Raw genomic sequence first — 14,134 nt, 5'->3', positions numbered from 1 at the left:
CTCCTCAGATCACGAGGCGCCGCACGTCCTCGAGGACGTGGGCGAGGTGGCGGGTGAAGCGGGCGGCGAGCGCCCCGTCGATGACCCGGTGGTCGTAGGAGACGCTCAGCGGCAGCATCAGCCGCGGCTTGAACTCGGAGCCGTCCCAGACCGGGGCCATCTTGGAGCGCACCACGCCGAGGATCGCCACCTCGGGCGCGTTGACGAGGGGCGTGAAGCCGGTGCCGCCGATGCCGCCGAGGGACGAGATGGTGAAGCTCGCCCCCTGCATGTCGCCGCTGCCGAGCTTGCCGTCGCGGGCCTTCTTCGACAGCGCGCCGAGCTCCTGGCTGATCTCCTGGATGCCCTTGCGGTCCGCGTCCTTGACCACCGGCACCACGAGCCCGTCCGGCGTGTCCACCGCCACCCCGATATTGTAGTAGCGCTTGAGGATCAGCGCCTCCTTGTCGGGCGACAGGGAGGCGTTGAACTCGGGGTGCTGGCGCAGCGCCGAGACCGAGGCCTTGATCAGGAAGGCCAGCAGCGTGACGCGGTAGCCCTTGTCCTTGGCGGCCGTGTCGAGGTCCTTGCGGTAGGCGTCGGTCTCGGTGATGTCGGCCTCGTCCTGGTGGGTGACGAGGGGGACGTTGAGCCACGCCCGGTGCAGGTGCGGTCCCGAGATCTTCTTGATGCGGGGCAGCGGCCTGGTCTCGGTCGGCCCGAACTTCGAGAAGTCGACCGCCGGGATCTCCGGGATGCCCATGCCGCCGCCGGCGAAGACCGCGCCGCCGCCGGAGGCCGCGGGGGCCGCCGCCCGGGTGAGGTGGCCCTTCACGTCCTCCTTGGTGATGCGGCCCTTCTCGCCGGTGCCCTTGATCTGGTTCAGGTCGACGCCGAGTTCGCGGGCGAGCCGGCGCACCGCCGGGCTGGCATGGACCTGCGAGAAGTCCGGGATCGCCGAGGCCGCCGCGGCCGGGGCGGGGGCCTGCGGGGCCGGCGGGGGCGTCGGCTCGGGCTCCTGCTTGGCCATCAGGGCGGCCGTGTCGGCCACGACGGCGGTGTCGGCCGTCGGGGCCGCCGCGCCGTTGGACTTGGTGTCGCCCTTGGCGTCCCCCTCGCCCTTGAGCAGCAGGATCGGGTGGCCCTCGCTGACCTTGTCGCCGATCTTGATCAGCAGCTTCTCGACCACGCCCGCGGAGGGCGCCGGCACCTCCATGGTGGCCTTGTCGGATTCGAGCGAGATGATCGGGTCGTCCGGCCCGATCGTGTCGCCCACCTTCACGTGTACCTCGATGATCGGCACGTCCTTGAAGTCGCCGATATCCGGAACCTTGACCTCGGTCGCCACGACGTCTCTCCCGTTACGTCACGTTTGAAGGGGGGGCTTGGACACGGTCGGCGGGGGATCGCAGGATCCCCTCTCCCGTGCGGGAGAGGGGTATGGGTGAGGGTCCAGGTGGTTCAGCAAGTGTCCTGAACCGTCCCACCGTCAGCACGACGCTGAGATCCCTATTCTGATCGGTTCGGGACCCTCACCCCTGCCCCTCTCCCGCACGGGAGAGGGGTTCCGTCGCGCTGCCCGCGCCTCATGCCGGGATGGTCGCCGTCACACCGTCCAGGGGGCGGGCTTCTCCGGGTCGATGCCGTACTTGGCGATCGCCTCGGACACTTTCGCGCTCGGCATCAGCTGGTCCTCCGCGAGGCTCTTGAGAGCCGCCACCGCCACCCAGCGCCGGTCGACCTCGAAGAAGTCGCGCAGGCGCACCCGGTAATCCGAGCGGCCGAACCCGTCAGTGCCGAGCACCTTGTAGCGGGCCGGCACGTAGGGGCGGATCTGCTCGGCGAACATCCGCATGTAGTCGGTCGCCGCGACCACCGGGCCGGAGCGGCCGGACAGGCAGGTCTCGACGTGGGATGTCCGCGGCGCCTCGTCCGGGTGGAGCATGTTCCAGCGCTCCACCGCCATCGCGTCCCGCTTCAGCTCCGTGAAGCTCGGGCACGACCAGATGTCGGCGACGATGCCGAAATCCTTCTCCAGGAGTTCGGCGCCCGCGATCACCTCGCGCAGGATGGTGCCCGAGCCCAGGAGCTGCACCCGCGGCCCCGAGCCCTTGCCCTCTCGGAACAGGTACATCCCCTTGATGATGCCCGCTTCCGCCCCCTCCGGCATGGCCGGATGGGCGTAGTTCTCGTTCATCACCGTCAGGTAGTAGAAGACGTCCTCCTGCTCGGCGTACATCCGGCGCAGGCCGTCCTGCACGATCACCGCCACCTCGTACGAGAAGGTCGGGTCGTAGGAGACGCAGTTCGGGATTGTGGCCGAGAACAGGTGGCTGTGGCCGTCCTCGTGCTGGAGCCCCTCGCCGTTGAGCGTGGTGCGCCCGGCCGTGCCGCCGATCAGGAAGCCCCGCGCGCGCAGGTCGCCCGCCGCCCAGGCCAGGTCGCCGACCCGCTGGAAGCCGAACATCGAGTAGTAGATGTAGAACGGGATCGTCGGCGCGTTCGAGTGCGAGTAGGAGGTCGCGGCCGCGATCCAGGACGACATCGCCCCGGCCTCGTTGATGCCCTCCTGGAGCATCTGACCGTTCTTGTCCTCCTTGTAGTACATCAGCTGGTTGGCATCCTCCGGCCGGTAGAGCTGGCCGACCTGGCTGAAGATGCCGAACTGCCGGAACATGCCCTCCATGCCGAAGGTGCGGCTCTCGTCGGGCACGATCGGCACGATGCGCTTGCCGATCTCCTTGTCGCGCAGGAGCGTGTTGAGCACCCGCACGAAGGCCATGGTGGTGGAGATCTCGCGGCCGGCGGTCTCCTTCAGCTGCGCCTCGAAGGCCGAGAGGGGCGGAACGGTCAGGCTCTCCGATGTCTGCCGCCGGGCCGGGAGCGGGCCGCCCAGCGCCTGGCGGCGGGCCATCAGGTAGCGGTGCTCGGGGCTCCCGTCCGGGAAGCGGATGAAGGGAATGCCCGAGAGCTGCTCGTCCGAGAGGTCGATCTGGAAGCGGTCGCGGAACTGGCGCAGCACCGCCTCGCCCATCTTCTTCTGCTGGTGGGTGATGTTCTGGGCCTCGCCGGCCTCGCCCATGCCGTAGCCCTTGACGGTCTTGGCGAGGATGACGGTGGGCTGGCCCTTGTGGTTCACGGCGGCGTGGTAGGCCGCGAAGACCTTGCGCGGGTCGTGGCCGCCGCGGGTCAGCCGCCAGATGTCATCGTCGCTCCAGTCCGCCACCAGCGCCTTGGTCTCGGGGTAGCGGCCGAAGAAGTGCTCGCGGATGTAGGCGCCGTTCTTCGACTTGAAGTCCTGGTACTCGCCGTCCACGCACTCGGCCATCAGGCGGGCGAGCATGCCGGAGGTGTCGCGGGCCAGCAGCGCGTCCCACCCCGAGCCCCACAGCACCTTGATCACGTTCCAGCCGGCGCCGCGGAAATTGGCCTCCAGCTCCTGCACGATCTTGCCGTTGCCGCGCACCGGCCCGTCGAGGCGCTGCAAGTTGCAATTGATCACGAAGACCAGATTGTCGAGCTTCTCGCGGGCGGCGAGGGAGATCGCGCCGAGCGATTCCGGCTCGTCCATCTCGCCGTCGCCCATGAAGGCCCAGACCTTGCGGCCGTCCGTGTGGGCGAGGCCGCGATGGTGCAGGTAGCGGAGGTACCGCGCCTGGTAGATCGCCATCAGCGGCCCGAGGCCCATCGAGACGGTGGGGAACTGCCAGAAATCCGGCATCAGCCAGGGATGCGGGTAGGAGGACAGGCCCTTGCCGCCCACCTCCTGGCGGAACTTCAGGAGCTGCTCCTCGCTCAGGCGCCCTTCGAGATAGGCGCGGGCGTAGATGCCCGGCGAGGAGTGGCCCTGCACGTAGATCAGGTCGCCGCCATGCGTCTCGTCGGCCCCGTGCCAGAAATGCATGAAGCCGGTGTCGTAGAGGGTCGCGGCGGATTGGAAGCTCGCGATGTGGCCGCCGAGCTCGGAGGAATCCTTGTTGTTGCGCAGGATGATCGCGATGGCGTTCCAGCGGATCGCCGAGCGGATCCGGTGCTCGATCGCGCGGTCACCCGGATGGGGAGGCTGCGCCTCGACCGGGATGGTGTTCAGGTAGGCGGTGTTCGCCGAGTAGGGCACCGGAGCGCCCTTCTTGCGGGCCTCCTCGATGACCTGCTCGATCAGGAAGTGGGCCCGGTCGGGGCCCTCGACCTCGAGGACGCCGTCGAGGGAATCGAGCCATTCCCGGGTCTCGATAGGGTCGGGATCGCGCGGGTCGAGGTCGCGGCTGCGTTCCACTCTGTCCTCCCTCTCAGGTCCCGGCAGGTCTGGCGCCCCGGGCGGGGGGCCGGCCCGTGCGGGCCGGTCGTCCCTAAACCCTACGCTATGGGACCCGCAAGGAAGTTCAAGAGGATGCGCGCAGAAGTAGTCCCGCGCGCCGCATCCGCCCGGCTCAGGAGCGGGCCGGCGCCTCGACCGTCGAGACGAGGGCCGCGTCGGCGGGGGCGTCCGGCGTCGGCGCCGTCCCGGCCACCAGGGGGCTGCCGGGCTTGGCGAGGGTCAGCGCCGTGACGCCGAGCGCCAGCAGGGCCGCGAGCCCGGCCGGGAACAGGAAGGCGTTCTCGCCGAAGGCGGCGTGGAGGAGGCCGCCCGTGACCGCCCCGGTGCTGAGCGCGCCCCAGAGCGGGGCCTGGATCCAGAAGGACTTGGCGGGCCTGTGGAGGATCAGGTTGGCGAGCCCGGTGCCGAACCGGACCACCGCGCCGGTCACGTAGGTGAGCGCGAGGCTGCGGCCGTCCTCGTCCTGCAGCGTCGCGTTCTGCATGCCGAGGGCGAAGACCACCGGGTAGGCGTGGATCGGGAAGCCGAAGGGCCCCGGCGGCATCACCAGCCCGAGGCACAGGAAGGCGGCCTGCAGCCCGAGCAGCACCGGCAGGCGCCACGCCCCGGCCGCGGCGGCGATGAGCGTGCCCATGAAGGCGCCGAAGCAGAACAGCGCGATCACCGAGGTGACCCGCGTGATCCCCTCCCAGTCCGCGCCCGCCACCGCGACGCCGAAGCGGGTGGTGTTGCCGGACATGAAGGACATGAAGAGCTGCGAGAATTGGAGGAAGCCGATCGCGTCCGCGCAGCCGGCCAGCCCGGACAGGGCCAGGGCCAGGGGGATGCGGGTGGTCGGGCTTGCGGGGAAGGACTTGTCGTGCATGAGGGCTCCGGCTCCGGGCCACAACCGGCCGTGCCGCGCCCCGTTCCCCAAGGGGCGCCAGGCCCTATGCCGCAGGGTCGGGAAGGCCGCCGCCCCGCGCCGAGCGGCTCCGCGGGGCCGCCGGATCCGATCAGTGCATGATCGGGCGACCGGGACGACCGGCCGCGCGAGGCCGGGCCACCGTGAATTTCGGACATCGGGACAAGGATTTGATCGGCCGGCCGGCGGAATGTTGCCCGGCCTTGCGCGCGACGGCCGCGAATACGGTTCGCGGCGGCACTTCATCCCGCCGGTCGGCGGGTTACTCGCCGGAGCGCTCGTGGCGGGCCGGCGGCATGCCGCCCCCGCCGAAATTCTGCGAGAACATCTTCAGGAACAGGGACTGCATCTGCTCGGCGTTCTGAGGAAACAGCGAGAACCAGCTGCGCATGATCGCGTCGGGCGAGAACCGCTCCATGTCGGCGAGCATGCGCCGCTCGACCTCGGCCATGACCGCCTCCTGCATCGGCTCGACGTTCGGGAGGCCGACGAATTGGCGCGCTTCGAGTGGCGTGCAATCGACCTCGACGCGAAACTTCATGGCAATCAACCCTCAAGGGCGCCGGGCGCCCTCCCGCACACAGGGGCATTCCCAGCGGTTTGTAAAGAGCGGGCCGGGCAATCCGGACGAGCGGCGATTTGATGTGGATCACGGCGCTGCCGCCCGTTTCCGGCAACCCTGCAGCGTCGCTCCGCTCCCGCATGGTTGCGAACGGACGACGGCGGGTCGGGTCGCGGCCCGACCGGGGGGAGAGGCCCGGCCCGGCCCGCTTTCGGCGAAATCCACCGCGCGAACCTCCTATGTCAACAGCGTCGCCGTGACGGGTGTGCGAGTGTGCGGGCGTCGCGCTGGTCGTCCAGCCCCTCTCCTGACGGCGCGGCGGCGGGCCGGGCTCCCATCCCCCCACCGGGGAGAGCCCGGCCCGCCAGCATTCCGGTGACATTCAGCACATTCTTCTGCAGTCGACCGAGCTAAATCTTCTCTTGTCACCGCCTCACGACACCGCGGACGACAGACAAGAGGAGAACTGGTCATGACGAACACGAAGTTTCTCGCGCTGGCCGCTGTCGTCGGTGGCCTCGGCTTCGCCTCGGCGGCGAGCGCCGCTCCGGGCGCCGTGGCGCCGGCCGGCCTGATCGCGGGCGACGCGCAGGTCCAGTCCGTCGCCTATGGCTGCGGCCCGGGCTGGGCGCCGAACGCCTGGGGGAATTGCCGCCCGATCTACCGTCCCTTCGGGTACGGCTACGGCTACGGCTATCGCCCGACCTACGGCTACGGCTACGGCTACCGCCCCTTCCACCCCCACCACGGCATCGCGCTTCGGTTCTACTGAGCCGGCCGCCCCGCGGGGCCTGGGTGGCGGCCCGCGCGGCGGGGCGCCACCCAGGGCATGATCGCCCCGGGGACGATCGCGGCGGCCCGCGGGCCGCCGCCAGGGACGGGCGCGCGACTCACGCCCGGCGGGCACCGCCTCCGGTGCTGCGAATCGCGCCGCTACCGGGCCCGTATCCGAGGCCCGTCATGTTGATATTGGGGACAAGCCGGGCGACTCGCCCTGCTTTTGCGCAAGATGGCACCACCGTCGCATCCCGTTCATGGGCTGGTTCCTCAGAGTCGAGGATAGCGTATCTGCGAGGCTCTACCTTGCGAGGTGGTGATGGAGTTTCGAGTCGAGCAGGAAGGCAAGGGGAAGTGGGGCTGGCGTCTGCTGGGTCCACGGGGCGTGACTCTGCTCCGCTCCGACGAGACCTACGGCAGCGAGGTCCAGGCCTCCGCGGCCGCCACCGCCTTCGCGCGGCTGGTCGCCCAGGCCTCCCGGAAGATGACGGCGCCGGCGCCGATGGACGTCTGACCGCCCCGGGCGCTCAGCGGCCCAGGCAGGCCTCGTTCGCGCCCGGGCCGAGGATGATGTCGCCCTGCCGGGGTGCGTTGACCGCGAAGGGACCGGTGCCCTGCAGGCCGAAGGTGCCGCGCCCGAAATCGGGCGTGATCGCGTTGGTGCCGATCTCCACGTAGCAGCGGTCCTGGACCGCCTCGTAGGGCAGGTGCAGCTCCGCCACGACCTCCCGGCCGCAGGTCGCCACGAGGTCGATCTGCCCCGGCGCCGAGAGCCGCACCGGGTGCGAGCGGCCGGGCGGCAGCACGAAGCTCGGCCCCCCATCCTGGCTCCCCACCAGCGTCAGCACCGAGCGGTTGGTGATGCGCCGCGTGCAGCCGGCCTGGGCGGCCGTCTGGCCGAGGGGCAGCAGGACCAGGGCCGCGAGGGCGGCGCGCGGGAGCAGGCGGGAGGACGGCAGCATGCGGGGAGCCCTTCGCCGCGGTGCCCCCCGATTCCGGGAGCCCGACGGCCACGCGTATCTGCCCGCGAAACCGGGCGATTGCAAACGGGTTCGGCGCCGACCCGCGTCGCGGCGGCCCCTCAGCAGCCCGAGCAGATGCTCTTGTCGATCGCGTCGTCGCGCCGCTCGTCGCGGCTGCGCTCGTCGACGCGGCGCTCCAGGGCGCGGTCGCCGCCCCGTGGCACGGTCGCGCCGGTGGAGGTCGTGTAGGGCGCCGTGATCGTCGAGCGCGGCCCGCGCCCGGTCCCGGTCTGGTCTGCCTCTGCCTGCGCGAGCGCGCCGGTGGGCAGGAGGAGAAGCATCAGGCTCGTCGCGGATCGCACGGGCGTCTCCTGTCGCGGAGGTCTCACCCAAGATCTGGTCGCCGGACGCCGGCCGGCAAGCCGGTTCAGGCGGCCTTCTTGCGCTGGGTGAGCTTGACGAGGTCGCGAAGGATGGCGGTCGTCTCCTTCAGGCGCTCGGCGACCGTGTCGAGGTTGCGGATGAACACCACGCTCATGTCCGGCCGCACCTTCGCGAAGCTGCGCTGCTCGGCGATGTAGGCGGCGAGCCGGGCCGGGTTGGCGAAGGACCGGTCGCGGAAATGCAGCACGATGCCCTTCGGGCCCGCCTCCACCTTCTCGACGTTGGTTTCCCGGCACAGGATCTTGATCGTCACGATCTTGAGGAGCTGCTCCACTTCCGGCGGCAGCGGGCCGAAGCGGTCGATGAGTTCCGCCCCGAAGCTCTCCAGCTCCGCATCGTTCTCCAGCGTCGCGAGGCGCCGGTAGAGGCCGAGCCGCACCGTCAGGTCGGAGACGTAGTCCTCCGGCATGGTCACGGGGGCGCCGAGCGCGATGGTCGGCGACCATTGCTCGTCGGTCGGCACCGCCTTGCCCTCCTTGAGGGCCGCGACCGCGTCCTCCAGCATCTGCTGGTAGAGTTCGTAGCCGACCTCCTTGATGTGGCCGGACTGCTCGTCGCCGAGCAGGTTGCCGGCGCCGCGGATGTCGAGGTCGTGGCTCGCGAGCTGGAAGCCGGCGCCGAGCGTGTCGAGGGATTGCAGCACCTTGAGCCGCCGCTCGGCCTGCACCGTGAGCGCCTTGTCCTCCGGCGTCGTGAACAGCGCGTAGGCGCGCGCCTTCGAGCGGCCGACCCGCCCGCGCAGCTGGTAGAGCTGGGCGAGGCCGAACATGTCGGCCCGGTGCACGATCAGGGTGTTGGCGGTCGGGATGTCGAGGCCCGATTCGACGATCGTGGTCGAGAGCAGGATGTCGAACTTGCCCTCGTAGAAGGCCGTCATCACGTCTTCGAGCTGGCCCGCCGCCATCTGCCCGTGGGCGATGCCGACCTTGGCCTCCGGCATCTCCCGGTCGAGGAAGCGCTTGACCTCGTCAAGATGCTCGATCCGCGGCACCACGTAGAAGGCCTGTCCGCCCCGATAGCGCTCGCGCAGCAGCGCCTCGCGGATCAGCAGCGGGTCGAAGGGCGTCACGAAGGTGCGCACGGCCAGCCGGTCCACCGGGGGCGTGGCGATGATCGAGAGTTCGCGCACGCCCGTCATGGCGAGCTGCAGCGTGCGCGGGATCGGCGTCGCCGACAGGGTCAGCACGTGCACCTCGGCGCGCAGGGCCTTCAGCCGCTCCTTGTGGGCGACGCCGAAATGCTGCTCCTCGTCGATGATGATGAGGCCGAGGTCCCGGAAGGTGATGGCCTTGGCCAGCAGCGCGTGGGTGCCGACCACGATGTCGATCGTGCCGTCGGCGAGCCCCTCGCGGACCTTCTTCAGCTCGGCACTCGGCACGAAGCGCGAGGCCTGCGCGACGTTGACGGGCAGCCCTTTGAAGCGCTCCGCGAAGGTGCGGTAGTGCTGGCGGGCGAGGAGCGTGGTGGGCACCACCACCGCCACCTGCTTGCCCGAGATCGCCGCCACGAAGGCGGCGCGCAGCGCCACCTCGGTCTTGCCGAAGCCGACATCGCCGCAGATCAGCCGGTCCATCGGCCGCCCGGCCGTGAGGTCGCCGAGCGTCGCCGCGATGGCGGCGTCCTGGTCCTCGGTCTCCTCGTAGGGGAAGCGCGCCGCGAACTCGCCGTAGGTGCCGTCCGGCGGCACCAGCTTCGGGGCGGGGCGCAGGAAGCGCTCGGCCGCGACCTTGATGAGGGCGCCGGCCATCTCCAGGATGCGCCGCTTCAGCTTCGCCTTGCGGGCCTGCCAGGCCCCGCCGCCGAGCTTGTCGAGGGGGATGTCCGCCTCTTCCGAGCCGTAGCGGGTCAGGAGCTCGATGTTCTCGACCGGCAGCAGCAGCAGCCCGCCGCTGTACTGGATCTCCAGGCAATCGTGCGGGGCGCCCGCCGCCGTCACGGTCTTGAGCCCGACGAAGCGGCCGATGCCGTGATCGGCATGGACCACGAGGTCGCCGGGGCTGAGCGCCTGGACCTCCAGGATCACGTCCTGCGGGCGCTTGGCCTTGCGCTTGGGCCGCACCAGCCGGTCGCCCAGGATGTCGCCCTCGGCGACGACCGCCATGCGCTCGATGGTGAAGCCCGCCTCCAGGCCCCAGACCGCCACGGCGACGTCCTGGCCGCGCTTGAGCGCCAGCGTGTCGGAGAGCCGGGTGATGGTCTTCGGCTTCGGCAGGCCGTGATCGGTGAGCACGCCGCAGAGCCGGTCGCGCGAGCCCTCCGACCACGCCGCCAGGATGACGTGGTGGCCGGACGCCTGCAGGTCGCGGACATGCTGGACCGCCGCGTCGAAGACGTTGACGCCCTCCTGCGCCCGCTCGGGCGCGAAGCTGCGGGCGGGCTCGGCCGCGCAGTCGATGGTGGCGCGCCCGGGGCTCTCGGGCACCGCGAAGGGGGTGAGGCGCGCCACGATGCCGCCCTCGACCCGCTTCGCCCACTCGGTGGGCGAGAGGTAGAGCGCGTCGGGCCGAAGCGGCTTGTAGGGCGCGACCCCGGGCTGGGGCGCCGCCATCGCCTCGCGGCGGGCGTCGTAATACTCCTGGACCTGGCCCAGCCGCTCGCCGGCCGCGTCGTCCACGTCCTTGTCGAAGACCAGCGGCACCCCCGCGAGGTAGTCGAACAGGGTGTCGAGCCGGTCGTAGAAGAGCGGCATCCAGTGCTCGATCCCGGCCGCGCGCCGGCCCTCGCTCACCGCCTCGTAGAGCCGGTCGTCGCGGGTCGCCGCCCCGAAGGTGGCGATGTAGCCCTGGCGGAAGCGCCGGATGGTCTCGGTGGTGAGCTGGACCTCGCTCATCGGCACGAGGTCGAGGGAGCGCAGCTGCCCGATCGTGCGCTGGGTCTCGGGATCGAAGCTGCGGATCGATTCGAGCGTGTCGCCGAAGAAGTCGAGGCGCACGGGGTTGGGCAGGCCCGGCGGCGACAGGTCGATGATGCCGCCGCGCACCGCGTACTCGCCGGTGTCGCGCACCGTGCCGGTGCGCAGGAAGCCGTTCGCTTCGAGCCAGGCGACGATCTTGTCGGTGTCGAGTGCGTTGCCGACCGCCGCCGAGAAGGTCTCGACCGCGATGCGGTCGCGCGCCGGCACCCTCTGCACCAGGGCGTTCACGGTGGTGAGCACGACCCGCGGCCGCTCCTCGGAGGAGCGCGAGCGGGCGAGCCGCGACAGGGCGGTCATCCGCTCGGCCGCGATGGCGCCGTTCGGCGAGACGCGGTCGTAGGGCTGGCAGTCCCAGGCCGGGATGCTCAGCACCTCGATCTCGGGCGCCACGAAGGCGAGGGCCGCCGCGAAAGCCGCCGAGCGGGTGCCGTCGCGGGCCACGTGGACGAGGGCGGCCGGCCCCTGCGCGTCCCGGCCGAGCACGCGCGCGAGGTCGGCCACCACCAGGGCGTCGAACCCGTCGGGCACCCGCGCGAGGGTCGGGCTGTCGCCGCGCTTGAGCGCCTCGACGGCCCGGGTGAGGGCGGCGGATTTGGGGAGCGCGAACCGGGCGGCCGGCGGCTTGGGAGCGGTTGTCATCGAGGGCGTTCGGAGATCCGGGGCGAGGGCCGGGAGATGCGCGACCCCGCGCCCGCGGCGGAGGGCCCTGCGGGCAATCTCAGGTGTGGATGGGGGCGCCGTGCTGATGGAAGCCCTTCAGGCGGCGATAGACGGGGGTGTCGTAGTTGGTGGGCACCTCCTCCTCGCCGCTGATCCAGCGGAAGAGGTCGCGGTCGGGCACCTCGATCAGGAGTTCGAAATCGTCGAGCTCCGCGTCCGTGAGGGTCCCGATCTCGGCGTCCGCGAAGCGGCCCATGATCAGGTCCATCTCGCGGGTGCCCCGGTGCCAGGAGCGGTAGAGGGTGCGGCGGCGGCGCGGATCGAGGTCGGCGCTGCTGCGGGTCGTGCCGGTCATGGGTCGGTTCCCCGGGGGACTGCGCGGGCGGCCTGTATATGGGCGACGGCGGCGCCCGCGTCATCCCGCATCGTCGCAGGGCCGTGCCGCGCGGCCGCGCTCGTGTATAGCACCGCGATCCGATCCTCGTTCCGCCGCCGCATGTCGCTCCGTCCCTCGCTGCTCGACCCCCTGTTCGCGCCCGCGACCGTCCTGCCCGGGGCGGGCCCCAAGATGGCGGCCTATCTCGACCGGCTGCTCGGCACGCCCGAGCACCCGGCCCGGGTGGTGGACCTGCTCTTCCACCTGCCGCACGGGGGCGTGGCGCGCAGCCTCAAGGGATCGATCGCCGAGGCGCCGACCGGCGAGCCGGTGACGCTCTGCGTGACCGTGGCGGCCCACCGCCCACCCCAGACCGTCGGCGCCCGCAAGCCCTATCGGGTGCTGGTCGAGGACGCGACCGGCGACATCACGCTCGTGTTCTTCAACATGCCCCGTGCCCGCATCGAGAAGATGCTGCCGGTGGGCGCCCGCCGCTACGTCTCGGGCCGGATCGAGCTCTGGGACGGCTTCCGTCAGATGGTCCACCCGGCCCGCATCCTCGACGACAAGGGTTTTTCGGAGTTGCCCGCCGTCGAACCCCTCTACGGGGCGACCGAGGGGCTGACCTCCCGGGCGATCGGCAAGCTGGCGCAGGGCGCGGTCGAGCGCCTACCGGACCTGCCCGAGTGGCAGGACCCGGCCTGGCTCGCCCGCCAGCGCTGGCCCTCCTTCGTCGAGTCCCTGCGCGCCGCCCACCGGCCGGACCAGCCGCCGCCCGCCGAGGGCGAGCCGCCCGCGCCGGGCCGGCGGCGCCTCGCCTACGACGAGCTCCTGGCCTCGCAGCTGGCTTTGGCCCTGGTGCGCAGCCGGATGCGCCGGGCGCCCGGCCGGATCAACGCGGGCGACGGCGCCCTCTCACGGCGGATCGAGGCGGCCCTGCCGTTCCGGCTCACCGGCGCGCAGATCCGGGCGCTCGCCGAGATTCGCGGCGACCTGCGCTCGGACCGGCGCATGCTGCGCCTGCTCCAGGGCGATGTCGGCTCGGGCAAGACCGCGGTGGCGTTGCTCGCCATGGCCTCGGCGATCGAGGCCGGGCGGCAGGCGGCCCTGATGGCCCCGACCGAGATCCTGGCCCGCCAGCACGCCGAGCGCCTGCGCCCGCTCGCGGAGGCGGCCGGGCTCTCGCTGGCGCTGCTCACCGGCCGCGACCGCGGCGCCGAGCGGCGCGCCACCCTGAAAGGTCTGGAGGAGGGCACGGTCGCCATCGCGGTCGGCACCCACGCGTTGTTCCAGGAGGGGGTGGCCTTCCGCGACCTCGGGCTGGCGGTGGTGGACGAGCAGCACCGCTTCGGCGTGCACCAGCGCCTCGCGCTCGGCGCCAAGGGCGCGGGCGTCGACATCCTGGTGATGACTGCGACCCCGATCCCGCGCACGCTGGCGCTGACCTATTTCGGCGACATGGAGGTCTCGGTCCTCGACGAGAAGCCCGCCGGCCGCCAGCCCATCGCCACCCGCCTCGTCTCGACGGAGCGCCTCGACGAGGTTGTGGCCGGGCTGGAGCGGGCGCTCGCCCGGGGCGAGCGGGTCTACTGGATCTGCCCGCTCGTGGCGGAATCCGAGGTGATCGACCTGGCGGCGGCCGAGGAGCGCTTCGCCGATCTGCGCCAGCATTTCGGCGAGGCGGTCGGGCTCGTGCACGGCAAGATGCCGGGCCGCGACAAGGACGAGGCGATGGCCCGCTTCGCCGCCGGCGAGACCCGCATCCTGGTCTCGACCACGGTGGTGGAGGTCGGCGTCGACGTGCCGGAAGCGACCATCATGGTGATCGAGCACGCGGAGCGGTTCGGCCTCGCGCAGCTCCACCAGCTCCGCGGCCGGGTTGGGCGCGGGGCGGCGGCCTCGACCTGCCTGCTCCTCTACCGCGGCCCGTTGGGCCAGGTGGCGCGGGCGCGGCTGGAGATGATGCGCGAGACCGAGGACGGTTTCCGCATCGCCGAGGAGGATCTGCGCCTGCGCGGGGAGGGGGAGGTGCTGGGCACGCGCCAATCCGGCCTCGCGGCCTTCCGGCTGGCGCGGCCCGAGGCGGACGGCGACCTGCTGCTGGCCGCCCGCGACGACGCCAAGCTGATCGTCGAGCGCGACCCCGGGCTCGCGAGCGAGCGCGGGCAGGCGCTGCGGGTGCTGCTCTACCTGTTCGAGCGGGACGCGGCGGTGAAGCTGCTCGGGGCGGGGTAGCCG

11 protein-coding genes are annotated in these 14,134 nt (G+C 71.6%); 3 read left to right on the top strand and 8 right to left on the bottom strand.

What is annotated here, in order from left to right; genetic code table 11:
• Positions 1-4 precede the first annotated feature (4 nt).
• From aceF to ACW9J6_RS21940, 4 genes are all read right to left on the bottom strand, one after another.
• Entirely contained in the window at positions 5-1,327 is a 1,323-nt protein-coding gene (aceF, locus tag ACW9J6_RS21955) for a dihydrolipoyllysine-residue acetyltransferase (protein WP_457118638.1), read from the bottom strand.
• Positions 1,328-1,585: 258 nt separating this feature from the next.
• Positions 1,586-4,255 (bottom strand): pyruvate dehydrogenase (acetyl-transferring), homodimeric type, encoded by a 2,670-nt coding sequence (gene aceE / locus ACW9J6_RS21950; protein ID WP_457118637.1) that lies wholly within the window; start codon positions 4,253-4,255, stop codon positions 1,586-1,588.
• Positions 4,256-4,409: 154 nt separating this feature from the next.
• Positions 4,410-5,162, bottom strand: coding sequence for a YoaK family protein (locus tag ACW9J6_RS21945; RefSeq protein WP_457118636.1), 753 nt, complete (start codon positions 5,160-5,162; stop codon positions 4,410-4,412).
• A gap of 301 nt (positions 5,163-5,463) precedes the next feature.
• Entirely contained in the window at positions 5,464-5,742 is a 279-nt protein-coding gene (locus ACW9J6_RS21940; protein WP_457118635.1) for a DUF6489 family protein, read from the bottom strand.
• Between the two features lie 493 nt (positions 5,743-6,235).
• On the opposite strand from ACW9J6_RS21940, the gene ACW9J6_RS21935 reads away from it, so the two are divergent.
• On the top strand, positions 6,236-6,535 hold the full coding sequence (locus tag ACW9J6_RS21935) for a GCG_CRPN prefix-to-repeats domain-containing protein (RefSeq protein ID WP_457118634.1): 300 nt from the start codon (positions 6,236-6,238) through the stop codon (positions 6,533-6,535).
• A 324-nt stretch (positions 6,536-6,859) separates the two neighbouring features.
• Positions 6,860-7,054 (top strand): hypothetical protein, encoded by a 195-nt coding sequence (locus tag ACW9J6_RS21930; protein ID WP_457118633.1) that lies wholly within the window; start codon positions 6,860-6,862, stop codon positions 7,052-7,054.
• Between the two features lie 13 nt (positions 7,055-7,067).
• Here the strand turns inward: ACW9J6_RS21930 and ACW9J6_RS21925 are convergent, their stop codons facing one another.
• From ACW9J6_RS21925 to ACW9J6_RS21910, 4 genes are all read right to left on the bottom strand, one after another.
• Complete coding sequence (locus ACW9J6_RS21925; protein WP_457118632.1) at positions 7,068-7,502, bottom strand: hypothetical protein; 435 nt, start codon at positions 7,500-7,502, stop codon at positions 7,068-7,070.
• Between the two features lie 119 nt (positions 7,503-7,621).
• On the bottom strand, positions 7,622-7,864 hold the full coding sequence (locus ACW9J6_RS21920; RefSeq protein WP_457118631.1) for a hypothetical protein: 243 nt from the start codon (positions 7,862-7,864) through the stop codon (positions 7,622-7,624).
• A gap of 65 nt (positions 7,865-7,929) precedes the next feature.
• Entirely contained in the window at positions 7,930-11,499 is a 3,570-nt protein-coding gene (gene mfd / locus ACW9J6_RS21915) for a transcription-repair coupling factor (protein WP_457118630.1), read from the bottom strand.
• Positions 11,500-11,578: 79 nt separating this feature from the next.
• Complete coding sequence (locus tag ACW9J6_RS21910) at positions 11,579-11,875, bottom strand: FAD assembly factor SdhE (RefSeq protein WP_457118629.1); 297 nt, start codon at positions 11,873-11,875, stop codon at positions 11,579-11,581.
• A 141-nt stretch (positions 11,876-12,016) separates the two neighbouring features.
• On the opposite strand from ACW9J6_RS21910, the gene recG reads away from it, so the two are divergent.
• Complete coding sequence (recG, locus tag ACW9J6_RS21905; RefSeq protein WP_457118628.1) at positions 12,017-14,131, top strand: ATP-dependent DNA helicase RecG; 2,115 nt, start codon at positions 12,017-12,019, stop codon at positions 14,129-14,131.
• Positions 14,132-14,134 lie beyond the last annotated feature (3 nt).

The sequence above is a fragment of the Methylobacterium sp. JK268 genome, from assembly GCF_054052225.1.
Note: the sequence above shows the minus strand (reverse complement) of the source record. Positions and strands in the feature narration are given on the sequence as shown.